The organism is Acinetobacter sp. DMC2, from assembly GCF_056314305.1.
In genome coordinates this window covers 45,154-64,430 of record NZ_JBQUYP010000005.1, presented here as the reverse complement: position 1 = coordinate 64,430, position 19,277 = coordinate 45,154, and the positions used below count along the sequence as shown (strand labels likewise).

Annotated in this window: 18 protein-coding genes; 13 read left to right on the top strand and 5 right to left on the bottom strand. The window is 40.2% G+C overall.

Features of this window, described 5'->3' with window-relative positions; all coding sequences use genetic code 11:
- Nucleotides 1-53 precede the first annotated feature (53 nt).
- Complete coding sequence (locus tag ACT53H_RS11625) at nucleotides 54-701, top strand: hypothetical protein (RefSeq protein WP_151821445.1); 648 nt, start codon at nucleotides 54-56, stop codon at nucleotides 699-701.
- A gap of 66 nt (nucleotides 702-767) precedes the next feature.
- Here ACT53H_RS11625 and ACT53H_RS11620 read toward each other — a convergent pair whose 3' ends face one another.
- Complete coding sequence (locus ACT53H_RS11620) at nucleotides 768-2,591, bottom strand: acyl-CoA dehydrogenase C-terminal domain-containing protein (protein ID WP_005301163.1); 1,824 nt, start codon at nucleotides 2,589-2,591, stop codon at nucleotides 768-770.
- 255 nt (nucleotides 2,592-2,846) lie between these two features.
- On the opposite strand from ACT53H_RS11620, the gene ACT53H_RS11615 reads away from it, so the two are divergent.
- Nucleotides 2,847-5,189, top strand: a complete 2,343-nt coding sequence (locus ACT53H_RS11615) for a hypothetical protein (RefSeq protein WP_476009260.1) — start codon at nucleotides 2,847-2,849, stop codon at nucleotides 5,187-5,189.
- Between the two features lie 47 nt (nucleotides 5,190-5,236).
- Here the strand turns inward: ACT53H_RS11615 and aroE are convergent, their stop codons facing one another.
- The 3 genes from aroE to ribA form a co-directional block, all read right to left on the bottom strand.
- Complete coding sequence (aroE, locus tag ACT53H_RS11610) at nucleotides 5,237-6,025, bottom strand: shikimate dehydrogenase (RefSeq protein ID WP_476009259.1); 789 nt, start codon at nucleotides 6,023-6,025, stop codon at nucleotides 5,237-5,239.
- Nucleotides 6,026-6,204: 179 nt separating this feature from the next.
- Nucleotides 6,205-7,155 (bottom strand): oxygen-dependent coproporphyrinogen oxidase, encoded by a 951-nt coding sequence (hemF, locus tag ACT53H_RS11605; protein WP_312824258.1) that lies wholly within the window; start codon nucleotides 7,153-7,155, stop codon nucleotides 6,205-6,207.
- Between the two features lie 118 nt (nucleotides 7,156-7,273).
- Complete coding sequence (gene ribA / locus ACT53H_RS11600) at nucleotides 7,274-7,885, bottom strand: GTP cyclohydrolase II (RefSeq protein ID WP_005301174.1); 612 nt, start codon at nucleotides 7,883-7,885, stop codon at nucleotides 7,274-7,276.
- Between the two features lie 303 nt (nucleotides 7,886-8,188).
- On the opposite strand from ribA, the gene dxs reads away from it, so the two are divergent.
- From dxs to ACT53H_RS11555, 9 genes are all read left to right on the top strand, one after another.
- Nucleotides 8,189-10,093, top strand: a complete 1,905-nt coding sequence (dxs, locus tag ACT53H_RS11595; protein WP_440203252.1) for a 1-deoxy-D-xylulose-5-phosphate synthase — start codon at nucleotides 8,189-8,191, stop codon at nucleotides 10,091-10,093.
- 117 nt (nucleotides 10,094-10,210) lie between these two features.
- Nucleotides 10,211-11,041: an inositol monophosphatase family protein gene (locus tag ACT53H_RS11590; RefSeq protein WP_004789677.1), complete on the top strand. Its 831-nt coding sequence runs from the start codon at nucleotides 10,211-10,213 to the stop codon at nucleotides 11,039-11,041.
- A gap of 408 nt (nucleotides 11,042-11,449) precedes the next feature.
- Complete coding sequence (locus ACT53H_RS11585) at nucleotides 11,450-13,387, top strand: DEAD/DEAH box helicase (RefSeq protein ID WP_353155814.1); 1,938 nt, start codon at nucleotides 11,450-11,452, stop codon at nucleotides 13,385-13,387.
- Between the two features lie 107 nt (nucleotides 13,388-13,494).
- Nucleotides 13,495-13,704: a hypothetical protein gene (locus tag ACT53H_RS11580; protein WP_443270242.1), complete on the top strand. Its 210-nt coding sequence runs from the start codon at nucleotides 13,495-13,497 to the stop codon at nucleotides 13,702-13,704.
- A 90-nt stretch (nucleotides 13,705-13,794) separates the two neighbouring features.
- A complete protein-coding gene (locus ACT53H_RS11575; RefSeq protein WP_217487347.1) occupies nucleotides 13,795-14,613 on the top strand; it encodes an ABC transporter ATP-binding protein in 819 nt (272 codons plus the stop codon).
- Nucleotides 14,610-15,389: a lipid asymmetry maintenance ABC transporter permease subunit MlaE gene (gene mlaE, locus ACT53H_RS11570; RefSeq protein ID WP_004789669.1), complete on the top strand. Its 780-nt coding sequence runs from the start codon at nucleotides 14,610-14,612 to the stop codon at nucleotides 15,387-15,389. Before ACT53H_RS11575 ends, mlaE begins: the two co-directional genes overlap by 4 nt.
- On the top strand, nucleotides 15,389-16,072 hold the full coding sequence (mlaD, locus tag ACT53H_RS11565) for an outer membrane lipid asymmetry maintenance protein MlaD (protein ID WP_005301188.1): 684 nt from the start codon (nucleotides 15,389-15,391) through the stop codon (nucleotides 16,070-16,072). Before mlaE ends, mlaD begins: the two co-directional genes overlap by 1 nt.
- A gap of 26 nt (nucleotides 16,073-16,098) precedes the next feature.
- A complete protein-coding gene (locus ACT53H_RS11560; RefSeq protein ID WP_004789665.1) occupies nucleotides 16,099-16,740 on the top strand; it encodes an MlaC/ttg2D family ABC transporter substrate-binding protein in 642 nt (213 codons plus the stop codon).
- Nucleotides 16,741-16,750: 10 nt separating this feature from the next.
- Nucleotides 16,751-17,038, top strand: coding sequence for an STAS domain-containing protein (locus tag ACT53H_RS11555; RefSeq protein WP_004789663.1), 288 nt, complete (start codon nucleotides 16,751-16,753; stop codon nucleotides 17,036-17,038).
- Between the two features lie 72 nt (nucleotides 17,039-17,110).
- Here the strand turns inward: ACT53H_RS11555 and ACT53H_RS11550 are convergent, their stop codons facing one another.
- Nucleotides 17,111-18,124 carry a CorA family divalent cation transporter gene (locus ACT53H_RS11550; protein WP_004789661.1) on the bottom strand — a complete coding sequence of 338 codons (1,014 nt, stop codon included), beginning with the start codon at nucleotides 18,122-18,124 and terminating at the stop codon, nucleotides 17,111-17,113.
- Between the two features lie 158 nt (nucleotides 18,125-18,282).
- On the opposite strand from ACT53H_RS11550, the gene ACT53H_RS11545 reads away from it, so the two are divergent.
- Both ACT53H_RS11545 and ACT53H_RS11540 read left to right on the top strand, forming a co-directional pair.
- Nucleotides 18,283-18,864, top strand: a complete 582-nt coding sequence (locus ACT53H_RS11545; protein WP_005301199.1) for an LOG family protein — start codon at nucleotides 18,283-18,285, stop codon at nucleotides 18,862-18,864.
- Between the two features lie 14 nt (nucleotides 18,865-18,878).
- Nucleotides 18,879-19,277 carry an NUDIX domain-containing protein gene (locus ACT53H_RS11540; RefSeq protein ID WP_312824241.1) on the top strand — a complete coding sequence of 133 codons (399 nt, stop codon included), beginning with the start codon at nucleotides 18,879-18,881 and terminating at the stop codon, nucleotides 19,275-19,277.

Genomic DNA, 19,277 nt, shown 5'->3' with positions numbered 1-19,277 from the left:
ATGCCTGAAATGAATATAAACATGGCGGTTGCTGTTATCTGTGAATAATGTATATGTCTTTGAAGCGGTCTAGTTTTTTAGTTAAGTATTTGGTTGTAGGGGCAATGATGTGCCTGACACTGAGTGCTTGCGATATAAACCATGCCAACTCAAAAGATCACTCTAGTGCCAGCTCTAATTCTACGCATGAAGAAAATCTAATAAAAAATAGTACATCTACAAAAACATTAGATTATGTGGCAGGCCGTACTTTTTTACCCGAAGAAAACTTAGATCAAGCTAAAAAATTAAGCGGAACCTTATTGCAATATGTAGGGCGATATCACACCCGAATTTCATGTGAGGATGCTTTTGCTGATTGTGAGTCAGGTGAAGCAGAGTACATTTTAAATTTATTGCCCAATGGATCAGCTTATTGGAATGTTATTCATTTTGGCCGCGTGGGAAGTAAAGATGGGGCTAAAAGTGCCGCTGTAAATGAATTATGTCCTTCTTTAAATTGGAAGGTGGACGAAAAAGAGCATGAGTTAACCATTCAATGTCCTTTATCTAAAGTTAATTTTTATTTTAATTTTGATTCAAACAAAAGACTGGTCATGAATCTAGAAAAGCTGTTTTATAGCGATTATGGTAAAAATCGTGAATTTTTAGAGCAAAACTATTTTGTTCCAAATCAGGCTTATGTATTAACTAAAGAATAAATATTACTTGAGTAAAAAAGAGCGCAATATGAATTGCGCTCTTTTCGTTTCTCTATTTAAAAATCATTAGTAGTCGAAGCTAAAGTGTTCAACTGGTAATGATGTTAATGTGCGAGAGCTTGTTACCATCGACTCTGCATGGCCTTGAGTACGAGGCAACATACGGTCAAAGTAGAAGTCTGCAACTTTGATTTTAGCTTTATAGAATTCAGGCGTTTCTGCACCATCACCTGCTTCAAGTTTTTCAGAAGCAATGACTGCTTGTTGCGCCCAGAAGTAAGCCATCATCACGTAACCTGAGAACATTAAAAAGTCTACAGAAGCAGAAGATACGATGTCACGGTCTTTACGTGCAGCAAGCATGATACGAACAGTTAAAGTATTCCATTGAGCACAAAGCTTAGTTAAGTCCCAAGCAAAACGACGTAAGTATTTATTACGTGCGTGCGCAGCACAGAATTTTAAGATTTCAGCAGTGTAGTCACGAACCACTTTACCTTTTGAGCTAAGCAATACTTTACGACCAATCAAGTCAAGTGCTTGAATGCCTGTTGTACCTTCGTATAGCGTTGAAATACGAGCATCACGAGCGATTTGTTCCATGCCCCATTCTTTGATGTAGCCGTGGCCGCCGTAAACTTGCATACCGTTATTTGCAGCTTCTAAACCAAGTTCAGTCAAGAAACCTTTTAAAATCGGGGTATAGAAACCAAGCTTGTCATCATAGTCTTCATAAGCAGCTTGGTCGCCACGTGTTAATGCATCTGTCATTTTGTCTGCAAGTTTTGCAGCATGGTAGATCATTGAACGACCACCTTCAGCAATTGCTTTTTGAGTCAACAATAGGCGACGTACGTCAGCATGATGAATGATTGCGTCAGCAACTTTATCTGGATCTTTCTTACCAGAAAGCGCACGCATAGACATACGGTCTTTCGCATAAGGTAACGCACCTTGATAAGATAACTCAGCATGTGCAATACCTTGAACAGCAGTACCAATACGTGCTGTGTTCATGAAGGTAAACATTGCATGTAGGCCTTTGTTCACTTCACCGATTAAATAACCAGTTGCATTATCAAAGTTCAGTACGGCAGTAGCAGAAGCTCGGATCCCCATTTTGTGTTCGATTGAACCACAAGCGACTGTATTACGCTCACCAACACCGCCATCAGCAGTAGGGATGAATTTAGGTACGATAAATAATGAAATACCACGAGTACCAGCAGGAGCATCTGGAAGACGTGCAAGTACGATGTGAATAATATTTTCAGTTAAGTCATGTTCACCGGCAGAAATGAAGATTTTTGTACCAGAGATTTTATAAGTACCATCTGCTTGAGGTTCAGCTTTAGTTTTAACTTGACCTAAGTCCGTACCACATTGAGGTTCGGTTAAGCACATTGTGCCGCTCCAAGTTCCTTCAACAAGTTTAGGCATATAGGTTTGTTTTTGCTCATCAGTACCGAATTGCAAGATAGTATTCATACAACCCGAACTTAAGCCAGGGTACATCGTAAATGACCAGTTTGCAGTACCCATCATTTCTGATTTAATCAGATTTAATGACATTGGTAGGCCTTGACCACCAAATTCTTCAGGATAAGAAAGACCTTGCCAACCGCCCATTACGAATTGGTCATAAGCTTCTTTAAAGCCTTTAGGTGTTCTCACTTCACCATTGTCAAAATGGCAACCTTCTTCATCACCAGGTTGGTTAAGTGGCGACAATACGTTTTCACAATAATCTGCCGCACCTTCAAGAATCATATCAACTGTATCTGGATCTGCATTTTCACCATTTGATAAAGTTTTATAGTGAGCAGGGTAATCTAATACTTCATTCATTAAGAAACGAATATCATGTAGCGGGGCTTTATATGCTGGCATGGCTTTAATCCTAATTTTGAATCATTGTGGGATTATCTGAATCGATGATTTGATTATTCACTCACCTGATAAAAATACAATGATAATCACATCCGAAAGAAATGTCAGAAAAGCGAATTTTGTCGAAAATAAATACACCCGAAAATACATTTTCTGCTACATTCAGGACTTATACTTTTATGTGAAAAAACAACTATTTTTTATTTTTAGCAAGTTTTGCTAAAAAGATAAAGCTATAAGGTTTTAAAAAAGGTTATGCATTTAAAATATCTCAGTTTATGTTTATTTAGTTTGGGTTTGACCGCATGTGCGCAGCATAACCTACGTCCATCAGTGGCATCTGCAAACTTAGATCAAAAAGTCATTCAGGGTATGAATGCAATGTATGAATACCCAAGCTATGACTACCGCGGGCATTTTAAAGTTAATGTTGATTCAAATCAGCCTAAGAAAATCAGTACTGTAGAGAAAACGGCTCAGCTTGATGCTGAAGTGCAAAAAAAAGTAGATCAATATTTACGTGAACAAAAAACTAATTTGAATAAAAAACAGAAGCAGGCGCTTTATGCTGCAATTGCAAATGAGCAATCTGTTTCGGGTGTCTCTGACGAATCACGTTCAGAAAAAGTAAATGCCGTATTAATTAATTTATTAAATGATCTCCAATTTAGTTACGATGGTTCAGTTCATTACCGCCAAAAAATGGGGTCGTTAAATCTCACTGCAAGATATGAGAAACCGACCTTACTGGTACAGGCAAAATTGCCAATGGTACTTGATCTGAAAGACTACAAATTTTACGTTAATTATTTCGGATTAATGCCTTATCTCGTAAATAAAGAAAATCAAAATAACTTGGCATATGTCGATTTTTCAAAGTATAAAAATCTGTTTACAAACGTCGACATGAAGAAGTTTGTTGAATATGCAAAAGCTTCTAGCGCGGTATCTTATCGTTTGGCTGAACCTCAAAATTTACAGCGTTTACCCATTACCGATGCTGACCGTAAAGCCGGAGTTGTAGAAAAAATTCGTTTAAAAGATACGGTCGAAGAGTTATTGCTGCAATCGGAACTCTATGGTCAAGTCAATGAAAAATATTTGCAAAAAAATGTTTTAGGTTTTGATGATCAAAAGATTGCTGAATCTATAGCAACGGATCTTGCTGCTTCTGAAGCTAAGAAAAAGGCGACTGGTGCAAAGGGGCAGAAGGTTTCTTCTGAAGATGCAGCGGCTGTCAGTCAGCAACTTTATTCGCTTATTAATGCTCATTTTGGCAATACATTGGCTTCTGAGGAAGGTGATGAAGACCAAGCAAGTGCAGCTCAAGATGTGGCAGCAGCAGAAGCAGCCTCTGATTCAGCTCAAGCCGAAGACGTTGCTGTAGCAGATGCTGAACCAACTGCACAAGATGAAGAAGTGGCTACACTTACAGAAGAGCAGTGTGTTGAATTACAGTCTCTTAAGAAACCAGTTGCCTTAGGTGATATTAATTACTGTCAAATTTACGGTATTAATGTGCTTGATCAGAGCGCTGTAAATACTGAAAAAACTCAGATGAAAGCTCGTCAAGCTGCCCTAAAACAAACTTTTGCTGCTTATGATCAGAACCAGTTTGTGAATGATGATGCATTTAAAGCTTTGTGGTTAAAACATAAAGCAGAGATTGAGCAAGCTTTACCAAAACAAAGAAATCCAATTACGATTGATGTTGGACTTGATGAAAAAGGCCGTTTAGTCAACGCAGATTATGATGTTGCCTATACACCAGCTGAGTTTAATCATCGCTTTAATATTAAAATGGACATGCAAATTTTAAATTATGGTAAAGCCACTTCAATTGACCAGCAGCAGCTTAAACAAGCTAAATCAGTTGCTGAAGCAAGCAAAGGTTCGCTATTTGAAAACTTTGTAAAAGGCTTTAGTGAAAAACTTGGGCAGAGTGATGTTTCTGAACATCCAGTTGGCTTACATAGCGATGTACAAGATTTAGATTCTAGTCTAGCGTTGTTGGCTAACCAAACTTATGATGCAACACGTGCCTATGACAAAACATATAAGGCTGTGTTTATTGCAAAATTGACTGCCGAAAAACCGTCATATATTCATTATTATTCAGTTCAACAGTTGCAAGAAATTGCTGAAGTTTATGCTTACTGGTTCTCTGAAGAAGAAACTTATAATCCTCAAGGTAAGGCTTTAGAGCGTATAGAAGCATTGCAGAAAAAGCATCATCTTGAGCAAGAAGAGCAATTTGATAATGATTTAGGTCGTGCTGTGGACCATATTGTGATTACGACAATACAAGGTGAAGCAGGGCGTGAAGCATGGCAAAAATTACAAAAACAATATAAGCAGCCTGAGCAGCTTTTCTCGAAACAATATCAATTAAAATTTGAACAACAAAATGGTGCTTCTGTTGAAGAAAAACCATTGTTGTCACAAACAGCTGATATTTTAGGTAAGGCTTATGCTGCTGCGCGTAAACAGCAACTTACGGAAAAAACAATTCAGAATTTAAAACCTGAACATAATGAATTTATTGATTATGAGATTTTCCGAGATGTTTATAAGCAGATGGTTACAGCTAAAAAATAATAGATGAGATAAAAAAAGAACCTACTTAAAGTAGGTTCTTTTTTGTTTTATAGAAAATCTTTTAATTCAGGTCTCACACCATTCCATATATAGAAGGCTTCAATAGCCTGACCCACTAACATCCCAAAACCTTCCGCATAAGGCACATTGCGTTGTTTAGCTTGCTCAAGGAAGCTAGATGGCTTGCCATAAGCCATTTCATAGGCATATTTGAACTCTAAATTTTCAGGTAGTTGTAGTGCATCACCTGAAAGGCTTGCAGATGTTGCATTAATTACAATGTCAAAATTCCCTTCTAACTCACTTAGAGAAATTGCTTGTAATTGAGCTTGAGGAACTGCTGCTTTTAAGTCATCTACAAGTTGCTCTGCACGAGCGAGAGTACGGTTTGCAATCACAATCTTTTTAGCACCAGCCTGTACCAGTGGGTAAATAACACCACGAGTCGCACCACCAGCCCCTAAAATTAAAATATTTGTATTTTCTAGGTTCCAGTCTAAGGTTTGAATTGCGGCCACTAAGCCTTGGCCATCAGTATTATCGCCGTGCAATTTGCCATTCTGCATCCATAACGTATTCACCGCTTTCGCAATTTGAGCGCGTTCGGTTAACACGTCACACAAGGCAAAAGCTTGTTCTTTAAATGGTACGGTAACGTTCATACCACTTCCACCATTTGCAAAGAAACTACGCATACTCGGTTCAAAACCATCAAGAGGGGCAAGACGTTTTTGATAGTCGAGATCAACACCTGTTTTTTGAGCGAAAGCATGATGCAATTCAGGAGAGCGTGATTGTTCGATTGGGTTGCCAATTACTGCAAACTGTTTGGTCATTCTTATATCCAAAATTTTAAAATGGCATGAAGCAGTTAAAAACGTGTGCTGAATATTCAGCAGGCCTCACTATAAGCCAAATTGGAATAAGAAAAAATATTTGAATGAGGTTCAGAAAAGTGAAAATAAAAAAGGAGACTCTCTAGGGTGGAAGCCAAAGAATCTCCAAAAGCAAAAAATTAAGCGACTTTTTCTTTTAGATTTAACCAGTCACGTGGTTTTAGGTAATAGTCAGTTAAACGTTTCTCTGGCGAATCTTGATCCCATTCTGGGCGATACGACCAACCTGCAAGGTTAGGGAGGCTGACTAAAATAGATTCGATACGTCCACCTGTTTGTAAGCCAAACAATGTTCCGCGGTCGTACACTAAGTTGTATTCGACATATCTACCGCGACGGTAAATTTGGAACTCACGTTGAGCTTCTGTATACGGCTGTTCACGATGTTTTTCAAAAATTGGCAAAATGGCATTTAAATAGCCATTACCCACAGCTTGAATATATTTAAAGCAAGTTTCGAAATCCCAGCCATTGAGATCATCGAAAAATAAACCACCGACGCCACGTTGCTCATCACGATGTTTTAAATAGAAATAATCATCACACCATTTTTTATGTTCAGCATAGACATGGTCACCAAAAGGCTGACATAGGTCATGTGCGGCTTGATGCCAATCGATAACATCTTGCTCATCTGGATAAAAAGGAGTTAAGTCAAAACCACCGCCAAACCACCAAATCGGATCTTGTCCTTCAGGTTCTGCAACGAATAAACGTACATTGGCGTGAGAAGTCGGAATATTCGGATTTTTAGGGTGAATCACCAATGACACACCCAGTGCTTGTGCTTTAGCACCAGCAATTTGAGGGTGTCTTTCTGTAGCGGAAGCGGGCAGTTTACTAATGTTGATGTGAGAGAACATCACACCACCTTTTTCAATCACTGTACCATTTTGCAGTACGCGTGAACGTCCACCGCCACCTTCAGGACGTTCCCAATCATCAATAATAAATTCACTCGTACCGCCACCAGCTTTTTCTTGTTGTTCTAAACCAGCACATATACGGGCTTGTAAATCGAGGAGAAATTCGCGGACACGTTGAATATCTGTGGAAGTCGGATGTTGCATAATGACCCTCAAAGATGATTGAGATAGGAGATAGATACATCAAAACACAAAACCATAAAAAAAGTAAGGGATTTTTAAGAAATGTCTCAAAAATCCCTTGTGATTGCTTTTTTAATATTTATTTTTTTAAAAAATCATCTTTTTGGTAAAGGTGATCCATACGTTCACGTTTAGTTTTTAAATATTGTTCATTAAAAGGGTTACGTCCAACTGTTAATGGAACACGGTCAACAACATTAATTCCTTGATCTTTGAGTGCCTGAATTTTCAAAGGATTATTGGTAATTAATTTAACTTCTTTTACTTCTAAATGATCGAGCATGATGCTACACATGTCGTAACGACGTGCATCGGCAGGTAAATTTAAAAGTAAATTAGCATCTACGGTGTCATGACCTTGATCTTGTAAAGCATAGGCGCGAATTTTATTTGTAAGCCCAATACCACGACCTTCTTGACGTAAATATAAAATAACGCCTTGGCCTGCCTCGTTGATGAGCTTTTGAGTTGCCTGCAATTGAGGACCACAGTCGCATTTCAATGACGCAAAGGCATCACCTGTTAAACATTCTGAATGTACGCGGACCAAAACAGGGCCTGTAGGGGGATTTTCTAACCCTTTAGAAAGTGCCACATGTTCTTCACCTGATACTGGATCTTGAAACACAGAAATATTGAATTCACCAAAAGCGGTCGGGAGTTTTGATGTTGCAATGAACTCTATAGGCACAGATTAACTCATCTTTTAACCGAAAACGGTTTAAAGTATAGCGTAATGCTGGGAGATTGGTCGAATTGTCATAATCATTTTGCACACTAAGGTTTTCTTTTTTGTATAAAGATGACGATAATAGTTGATAAATAGTCAGATTATTCAGGATAATCTGCCAACCATACCCATGATGTATGAGAGACTGCTTTGCATGACCTCGTTCGCAAATGTGGCTGATTGAAGGTGACTTCATTCGATTGTATGATCGACCCATTTTGACCCAGCTTAGGATTTGCCAGGCTTATAAAGGCTTTGCCACATATGTTGTATACCGAAATTCCAACTCAACGCCCTGTTACGCCATTGTTAGATGCAATTGATCATCCTCAACAATTACGTCAGCTCGAGCATAGCCAATTGGTTCAAGTGGCTGATGAGTTGCGTCAATATATTTTATATGCAGCAGGCCAGAGTGGTGGCCATTTCGGTGCTAATCTCGGCGTGGTTGAGCTGACGGTTGCGCTGCATTATTGCTTTAATACACCAAATGACCGATTAGTTTGGGATGTGGGACATCAGGCGTATCCGCATAAAGTCCTGACAGGTCGTCGTGAGCAAATGACCACGATTCGTTCTAAAAATGGTTTAGCAGCATTTCCAGCCAGAGAAGAATCAGTTTTTGATACATTCGGCGTCGGGCATTCATCAACAGCAATTTCAGCTGGCTTAGGAATGTCGTTAGCACGTCGTTATCAAAATGATCCATGTGAAGTGGTTTGTATTGTCGGTGATGGTGCAATGACAGCAGGTATGGCATTTGAAGCCATGAACGACGCTGTTGCACATAATGCTGATTTAATTGTTGTGCTGAATGACAATGACATGTCAATTTCTTGTAGCACAGGCGGTTTTGCTAAACATTTAGCTGCAATTTGGGAAAAAGGCCATTTAGTAAATGTAGATGAACATGGTGAGGCTTACATTCAGCCACATCCAAAATGGACCTATAACTCTCGTTTGCATCAATCGGCAACAGATGCGGCAGATAATTTATTTAAAGCAATTGGTTTTGATTATTTTGGCCCATTCGATGGCCATGACGTAAATCAACTGGCCCAAGTATTTAATGCTCTCAAGAAGCGTAAAGGGCCACGTTTAGTACACGTCTACACTAAAAAAGGTAAAGGCTTTACTCCAGCAGAAGCAGATCCGATTACCTATCATGCAATTAGCAAAATTAATGCAACCTCAGCAGGCAAAACACCACCTAAATATTCTGATGTATTTGGGCAGTGGTTATGTGATGAAGCTGCACAAGATGAGCGTCTACTTGCGATTACACCAGCCATGTGTGAAGGCTCAGGGATGGTTCAGTTTGCTAAGGAATTTCCGCAGAGATTTTTTGATGTTGCGATTGCTGAACAGCATGCAATAACACTTGCAGCAGGAATGGCTTGTGAAGGCTTAAAACCTGTTGTTGCAATCTATTCAACGTTTTTACAGCGTGGTTACGATCAGCTTATTCACGATGTTGCATTACAGAACCTTGATGTAACTTTCGGGATCGACCGTGCTGGTTTAGTAGGTGAAGATGGCCCAACACACGCAGGTGCATATGATTATGCATACATGCGTACAGTGCCAAATATGGTCATCATGGCACCAAAAGATGAAAATGAATGCCGTCAGATGCTTCATACAGCCTATGTCTATAATGGACCAGCGGCAGTACGTTACCCACGTGGTGCAGGTGTAGGTGTTGAAATTCAGCAAGAGTTGACTGCTATTGAGTTAGGAAAAGCTGAAATCGTTGCTGAAATTAAATCTGCTTGTGATGAACAGATTACAATTTTAGCATTTGGTAGTCGCGTTATGGTTGCCATAGAAGCTGCTGAACAATTCGCACAAAAACATGATGTGGGGGTGCGTGTTGTAAATATGCGTTTTGTGAAACCACTTGATGAAAAAATTATTCGTGATTTGGCTGAGCACACACATTTATTTGTCACTGTTGAAGAGCATGCCGTTATGGGCGGTGCTGGAAGTGCGGTAAATGAGTTCATGGCTCAAGAACAAATTGTGAAACCTATCATTAATTTAGGCTTACCAGATTTGTTCTTGCAACAGGCTTCGCACGGGCAAATGTTGCAAGACTGTGGTCTAGATGCTAAGGGTATTTTGAGCTCAATTGAGAAAGTTTGGCTCAAGTTAAACCAGGTCGTTTAACCCGCAATAAAATTTTTGAAACATTTTCCCCCTAAAAGCGCATATATTTGCTAAAATATTTGCGCTTTTATGCATTATTCTTTGTCAAAATCTTCAAATTTGTCTAGTGGGTGTTCAATGGAACCTATGGTGGTTATGGCTGCGCGTGCGGCTCAAACAGTTGGTCAAGAGCTTTTAAAAGCGCATCAAAATCGTCATAAACTCGATTTGCAAGTTGAAGAGAAAGGCATTGATGGCCCAGTAACACGTGTAGATCGTTATTTAGAACAGTTAGCGATTGATACGTTACGTAAAAGTTATAAAAATCATAGCTTCTTAGGTGAAGAGTTTGGTTTACAAGAAGGCAAAGGCCATGATGCAGAGTGGTGCTGGGTAATTGACCCGCTTGATGGCACACAAAACTTTATTAATGGTTTCCCTCATTTCTGTATTTCTATTGCAGTTCAGCATAAAGGTGTTACTCAACACGGCGTAATCTACGATCCAGTGCGTGATGAGTTATTCTCTGCTAGCCGTGGTCGCGGTGCAGTTATGAATCAACGCCGTATTCGTGTAAATGTAAAAGATAGTTTAGAAAATACATTCTTAGCAGTAGGCCATCCTTACCGTGCTAAACGTGCTGGCGAAATCGTATCTTATGCAGAGCAGCATTTCGCATCATTATTAGCTGTTACTGAAGCAGGTGCACAAATTCGTCGTGGTGGTTCAGCTGCTCTAGATTTAGCGTATGTTGCTGCAGGTCGTTTCGATGGCTTCTTTGAGCTTGGCTTAAAGCCATGGGATATTGCTGCTGGTGAACTTATTCTTAAAGAAGCGGGCGGTGTAGTTGTTGACGCACGTGGTGGTAATAATTCACTTGAAAATGGTCAAGTACTTGCATGTTCGCTTAAATTGCTAAAACCTTTAATGCAAACAGTTGTTCCAGCTTGGGATAAAGCTGCAAAATAATTTGGTTGATTATTAATAAAACCCTCTGTAATCAGAGGGTTTTATGTTTTAAATAAAGAGTGAAATTGAGTTAATTCAAGAAATATGCATAAAGTTGATTAAAACAGGTGACTTTTAAATTATTTCTGCTATAATCCGCCAACGCACTTAAATTTCCGTTCATTACCTGAACATTCTGTTCTATTCATTGTAAGCGCACGCTGTCCATAGAGAGGACCATTACTTGCGCCCCAATCGCTCAGCGATTCTTCAGGTTCGGCCGTAATCAAGCGTGCGTTTAGTCCACATCGTCGTTACTCGGATTGCTGCTGAAAAAACGTTTCAGCTAATTTTGCTTTGCCGCTTTTTGCCGATGTCTATTTTTTTGTATTTATTAAAAATGGAGCACCCACAAGGGTGAAACTCTCTATGAGCAAAACTTTTGCCGAATTTTCTTTGCATGAAACCTTACAACAAGCGCTTGAAGGTTTAGGTTTTACTGCCCCGACTCCTGTGCAAGAACAAGCAATTCCTGCTGCTTTAGAAGGTAAAGACCTTCTCGTATCAAGCCAAACTGGCTCTGGTAAAACTGCTGCATTCTTACTCCCAACATTAAATGCTTTAGCTGGTCAAGAGACTGTTGTACCGTTTAAAGACCGTATGAAAGCAGTAACTCAACCGAATATCTTGGTAATTTCACCAACTCGTGAATTGGCTCAGCAAGTAAGTCAAGATGCAATTGCATTTGTACGTCACATGAAAGGTGTTCGTATTGCTGCCATTATGGGTGGTATGCCATTTGCAAAACAAATTCAACAATTAAAAGGCGCGCAAGTTGTTGTTGCAACACCTGGTCGTTTACTTGACTTGGTAAATCGTCGTCAAATTAAATTAGATCAAGTAGATGCTTTAATCGTTGATGAAGCGGACCGTATGCTTGACCTAGGTTTCTCTGAAGACTTAGAAGCAATTAGCGAATTAGCGGCTAACCGTAAACAAACATTAATGTTCTCTGCAACATTTGCTGACCGTATTATTCGTCTTGCATCATGCATGATGAAAGATCCTATGCGTATCGCAATTGAAACAGGTCATTCAACCAATACAGATATTACGCAAACATTGCATTGGACTGATGGCTTTGAACATAAGAAAAAATTACTTACACATTGGTTAAGTGATGAAAACTTAGATCAAGCTGTTGTTTTTGCTAGTACGCAAGAAGATACAGATATGTTGGCAGAAGAACTTGCTGAAGCAGGTCATTCTGTAGTTGCACTTCATGGTGCGATGCCACAAACAGTTCGTAACCGTCGTTTACGTAGTATTCGTGAAGGTCGTGCAAAAATCTTAGTTGCAACTGACGTTGCTGCTCGTGGTCTTGACGTTCCGACTATTTCTCACGTAATTAACTTCGGTCTTCCGATGAAGCATGAAGATTATGTACACCGTATTGGTCGTACTGGTCGTGCTGGTCGTACTGGTCAAGCAATTACTTTAGCGACTTATCGTGAACGCGGTAAGATTCGTGCACTTGAAGAATATTTAGAAGCGCGTTTAAGTGTTTCTGAAATTGAAGGCTTAGAGCCATCTCCACCTCCTGCTCGTTCAGGTCGTGATGGCGGTGGTCGTGGTCGTGGCGGTAATGGCGGTAGCCGTGATGGTCGTCGTGGTGGCGGCGGTTTCGGTGGCGGTCGTCGTTTTGAAGGCGAAAGCAACTTCAAACGCCGTGAAGGTGGTCGTGATGACCGTCCACGTCGTAGCTTCGATGATAAACCACGTGGTGAGCGTCCAGCATTTGGTGGTGAAGATCGTCCGCGTCGCGAGTTCAATTCAGACCGTCCACGTCGTGAAGGTGGTTTCGAAGATCGTCCACGTCGTGAGTTTGGTTCAGATCGTCCGCGTCGCGAAGGTGGTTTCAATGATAAACCGCGTTTTGACTCGAATGATGACAACCGTGGTAATCGCGTAGATTATAAACCACGCCGCGAAAGTGGTTTTGGTGACCGTCCAAAACGTAGCTTCGGTGGCGAAGATCGTCCACGTCGTAGTTTTGATGACAAACCACGTGGCGAGCGTCCAGCGTTTGGTGGTGAAGATCGTCCACGTCGTAGTTTTGATGACAAACCACGTGGTGAGCGTCCAGCGTTCGGCGGTGAAGATCGTCCACGTCGCGAGTTCAACTCAGATCGTCCACGTCGTGAAGGTGGTTTTAATGATAAGCCACGTCGTAGCTTCGATGATAAACCACGTGGTGAGCGTCCAGCGTTTGGCGGTGAAGATCGCCCAAAACGTAGCTTTGGTGGTGAAGATCGTCCGCGTCGTAGTTTTGATGATAAACCACCGCGTCGTAAATTCGACCGCTAATCAATATTTAGTTTGAAAAAAAGGCCAGTAAAAATACTGGCCTTTTTTATTTTTCAGTTTTGTTATAAACTAACAAAATGTGAATTGGTTCAATTTTTTATTAAATAATGCGTAAAAGTAAGCGAAAAGAGACAATAATGGCACAGTTGAAGAGCCTTCTGGCTAAGCATGGGTTGCCTTATCTTTTTATTGCACTCGTTTTGTGTAATGGGGTTTACTTCGCCTATGCTTTTATAAATGGAAGTTCTGTTGAGCAATTCCAAGCTTCTGAATTGACCTCTTTTTACGAACATACTACTTCGACTTCTCTCAAGTAAGTTAGCTTTGCTTTTGTCAAAATTACAACAAGTTTGCTAATTTTCAGTGTTATAGTATGCGTGCATAAAAGTGCAGGAACGATTGCCATTATGAATAATAAAACTCCTCTCTCGACTCAGCCGCTCATTGAAGTGAAGAACTTGAGTTTTAATCGAGGGGAACGCGTCATTTATGACAATATTAGTTTAAATATACGTCGAGGCCAGATTACGGCCATTATGGGACCTTCTGGTACAGGTAAAACAACTTTATTACGTCTGATTGGTGGACAGTTAGTTCCAGATCGGGGGGAAGTTTTACTCGACGCTAAAGATATTGCCAAAATGTCTCGTCAGGAAATTTTTTCCGCTCGTGCACGTATGGGAATGTTATTTCAGAGTGGAGCTCTATTTACGGATATGTCCGTTTATGAAAATGTGGCGTTTCCAATCCGAGCGCACACAAAGCTTCCCGAAAATCTCATTGCTGAACTGGTTGCATTAAAACTTGAATCGGTGGGTTTGCGTGGTTCTGAACAATTAATGCCGACAGAACTTTCAGGTGGTATGAATCGTCGTGTAGCATTGGCTCGTGCGATTGCACTTGATCCCGATTTAATCATGTACGATGAACCTTTTGCTGGTCAAGACCCAATTGTGAAAGGTGTTTTGACTCGTTTAATTCGTTCACTACGTGAAGCGTTAGATTTAACAACAATTATTGTTTCGCATGATGTTGCAGAAACATTATCGATTGCTGACTACATCTATGTGGTAGCTGAAGGAAAAATTCAGGGAGAGGGTACACCTGAAGAGTTGCAAAAACATGCTTCTCCATTTGTACACCAATTCTTAACAGGTTCGGCAGAAGGACCAGTTGAATACCAGTTTAGTCATCAAGCTTATTTAAATAACGAGGTTCGTCCATGAATACGATTGCCTGGTTAGGTAGACTCGTTATTGAGCGGATTCGAGGCATTGGTGCTGCGGCACATATGCTCTTGCAGATTATTTTTTCACTTCCTACCAAGGGTGGTTTTGGTCGTTTTGGTTACCAAATGCACCGCGTAGGTGTGATGTCCTTACTTATTATTACCGTTTCTGGTTTGTTTATTGGTGCGGTTCTTGGCTTGCAGATGTATAGCATTTTGGTGACTTTCGGTGCTGAGTCGATGTTGGGTACAGCGATTTCGTTAACCCTACTCCGTGAGCTTGCTTCTGTGGTTGCTGCATTGCTATTTGCAGGACGAGCAGGTTCTGCATTGACTGCTGAAATTGGTTCAATGAAGCAAAGTGAACAGCTTGCCAGTATGGAAATGATTGGTGTTGACCCTTTAAAGCAAATCGTATCACCACGTCTTTGGGCAGGTATCGTCAGTTTGCCAATGTTAACTGTGATATTTGCAGCCATTGGTATTATTGGTGGCAAGATGGTCGGTGTTGACTTTTTAGGTGCTGATGAAGGCTCCTTCTGGAGTGGTATGCAAAATACAGTGCGTTTCTGGCATGACATTTTCAATGGCACGATTATTAAAAGTATTGTTTTTGCTTTGATTTGTACATGGGTTGCTGTTTATCAAGGCTATGCCTGTGATCCGACACCAGAAGGCATTGCAACGGCAATGACTCGGACGGTTGTGTATTCTTCATTATGTGTTTTAGGTTTTGATTTCGTGTTGACTGCGGTCATGTTCGGAGGGATTTAATGAAATCACGTAGTAGTGAACTGGCCGTTGGTATCTTTGTTATTATCTTCGGTATTGCATTGTTTTTTTTAGCAATGAAAGTTAGTGGTCTTGTTGGTACGAACTTAAGTGATAGTTATACCATGAAGGCTCAATTTGATAACGTCAATGGGCTAAAGCCACGCGCTAAAGTAACAATGAGTGGTGTTACAATTGGTCGTGTTGATTCAATTACACTTGATCCAGTTACGCGTTTGGCTACCGTAACATTTGGTTTAGATGGAAAGTTGACAAGTTTCAATCCTGAACAATTAAAAGAAGTTCAGAAGAATGCGTTGGAAGAGTTGCGTTATAGCTCAGATTATACTCAAGCTTCTCCAGAGCAACAAAAAGCAATGGAACAGCAACTGACCAGTAACATGACCTCCATCACAAGTATTGATGAAGATGCTTATATAATGGTAGCAACCAATGGTTTGTTGGGTGAAAAATATTTGAAAGTTGTACCTGGTGGTGGTGTGAACTACTTGAAACGAGGTGACACGATTTCAAACACTCAAGGAACTATGGATTTAGAAGATTTAATTAGTAAATTTATTACTGGTGGTGGGGCTGGTAAAGTTGCTGCCGGTTCAGGCTCAACAGAAGCGAGTGCTCCTGCAAGCACTGATAAAGATAGTGCACAAGCCTCATTTGTTGAGTAAAAGATTATTTGAAGGAGTGGTTCCTGGTGAATACGTTGTTTAAACAAACCCTGACAGCAAGTCTTTTGTCTACCATGATTGCAGGTACAGCATTTGCTGCACCTTCAGAAGCACCACCTGATTTTATCAAGCGTGTTGCTGATGGTTTGATTGCTCGTTTGAAAGCTGATCATGCAAAATTGCAAAGTAATCCAGCATTAGTGAAGAGTATTGTACGTCAGAATTTAGACCCGTATGTTGATTCACAAGCATTTACTCGCATTGTAATGGGTACTTATGCAACAAATCAGTATAGTACAGCAGCGCAGCGTGCTCAGTTCGAGACTAACTTCCGTAATACTTTAATTGAAAATTACGGTAGTGCATTTGCTAAATATACGAACCAAAGCTATACCATGCGCCCTTACAAGGCAACTGCGGGTAAAAACCCAGTAGTGACATTGGACTTCAGTCATAACGGTGACAAAATTCCTGTATCTTTCCAGTTAGCTGATAAAGGTACTCAATGGAAAATCCGTAATATCAATGTTTCTGGTATTGATTTGGGATTACAGTTCCGTAATCAGTTTGCTGCAACAGTGAAACGTAATGGTGGCGATTTGAATAAAGCAATTGCAACCTTCCAACCGGATGCAGACGCTGCTGTTAATCAGAACAAACAAAAATAGTAGGTGAAGAGTGGTTCAGTATCTCAACCAACAATTGGTTGTTTCGGGAAAAATTGATTTTGAAAATGCGGAACAACAGTATCAAGCAGGTTTAGCTATCATCAAGAAGCAGCAAAGCTTTCCTCTGGTGGTAGATTTAACAGAGCTTGAACATGGTAGTACCTTGGCGTTGGCTGTTTTAGTTCAATGGTTACGAGTGACTCCACAAAAAGCTGGTTTGCATTTTAAAAATGTACCCGAAAAAATGCTGAAGATCATTCAAGCCTGCCATTTGCAGGAAGATCTACATTTGATCTGATGTTCTAGATGTAAAAAAGCACCTATATTTAGGTGCTTTTTTATGCTTTGGACTAGCATTTTATTACAAAGCCTAAATCCATTTTTTCCAGCGGAAATAAATAATAGGGCCAATAAAGAAACCGATAATAATTAATAAAACGATGATGAAACTAGTTGTACCATGTGCAAAAGGCAGTACATCTGTGTTCATCCCATAGATACTAGCAATGAGCATCGGAGGAGCTAACATACTTGGTAAGATCGAGAATCGACGGATCGTATCATTCTGTTCGGTATTAATGAATCCAGACGTTGTATCAAGCAAGAATCGTACTTTTTGGAATAAGAAAGCATCATGTTCTACGAGTGAGCGGACATCTTCACTCAGTTCTCGAATATCAGCATCGTAAATATGACTACCTAATGCCCGAGGACGTGATAAAAAAGTAAGTACACGTCGTAAATCAATTAAACAGAGCTGAGCTTTTCCTAGCATATCCTCTTGTTGAGCTAGGCGCGTAATCATGTCATCAAGATCTAGAATTTGTTCGCGCTGGTGATTGTTAAGAACTTCTGTCGAGTATTTTTCTAAATCTTTGTGGATATCTTCTAAGATATCCGCAAGCTCATCGAGTTTTGCCTCAAGAAGACCTAATAAAATCCATGTTGGATCTTTATAGTCCATGTCGTAGTCATTTCGGCGAGCACGCGCACGAAAGGCACGAAACGCAACTAATTTTTCTCCCCGCATCGTAAAGAGGCGGTCTTTATGTAAAATAAATGCGACCGTTTGTACCATCGCTAAGATGTGTGATGAATCTTCTGCATCACCATCCACTTGATAGTTTTTATTTTTCGTTAAAAAATAAGTACTGATATGCAAAATACCATCATCATCACGGTAGAATCGTGCTGAGGATGAAATATCTTCAAGCGATTTTAGTGTAGGTAAATTTTGGTCATAGGCATCTAGCACCCATTGTTGCTCTTCTTGCGAGGGTGCAATAAGATCAAGCCAGACTAATTCGGGATGTAGATCAAATCCACCATTGATGGTGGCATCTTCCAGACTTCCGCGTTCTGTGGCATAAAAGGCTTCAAGCATGTGTCTTTTTTCCTCACGCAGTCTGATGGAAATGGATGGGTGTATTTTAGACAAGGATTTGCCGAAAAACACTTGCCAATACGTTATTTTGCAAAAAAAAACTCTATCGATAGTTTAGTTTGTCAGCATGACAGTTCAATAAAACGGTTTTTTACGCTATGAATTCAATTTGTATTTTCTGTGGTTCATCTCTTGGTTCAAACCCAATTTTCCAACAAATTGCCAAAATTACTGGTGAGGCTATTGCAAAACAAGGTAAGACCTTGGTTTATGGCGGCGGTCGCTCAGGCTTAATGGGCGTTGTCGCTGATAGTGCCTTGCAGGCAGGTGGACAAGTCATTGGTGTGATTCCTCGTGCTTTGGTCGATCGTGAGTTAGCTCATCCGGGCTTAACCAAATTATATGTGGTCGAAAATATGCATGAGCGAAAAACCAAAATGGCGGATCTCTCCGATGGTTTTATTGCTTTACCTGGGGGTGCGGGTACATTGGAAGAAATCTTTGAACAATGGACGTGGGCGCAATTAGGTATTCATCAAAAGCCATGTGCTTTCTTAAATGTAGCTGGCTTTTATGAAGATTTACTTAAAATGATTCAAGGGACGGTAGATAATGGATTTAGCCAAGCACGGTTCGTTGATAAATTGATCGCATCAGACAAAATTGAAGATATTCTTCAACAATTTGAGCAATATCAGCCTCCTGCTCCAAAATGGACAAATGCAGATGTTCAACCATAAACGAGGTTAATTAAGTGAAAACAATTACGGTCGCTGCTGCAGTGATCTTGAACGAGCAAAATCAGTTGTTACTCGTGAGAAAGCGTAATACTCATGCTTTTATGCAAGTGGGTGGCAAACTGGAACCCAATGAAGCGCCAGATGTCACAATGCAGCGAGAAATTTTAGAAGAAGTTGGAAGTTCTTGTGTAATTGAACAATTTCTTGGTCGTTTCGAAACAGCGGCTGCCAATGAGCCAGACCATATTCTGGTCAGTCATTTATATCTTGTTCAGCTCGATCAGGCGCCTAAAATCGCAGCCGAAATTGCAGAAATGAAATGGGTTGATTTAAATGATTCAGAAACACGCCTTGCACCATTAACCCGTGAAATTGTTATTCCTTGGTGTGAGCAGCATTTATCTACAGTTTAA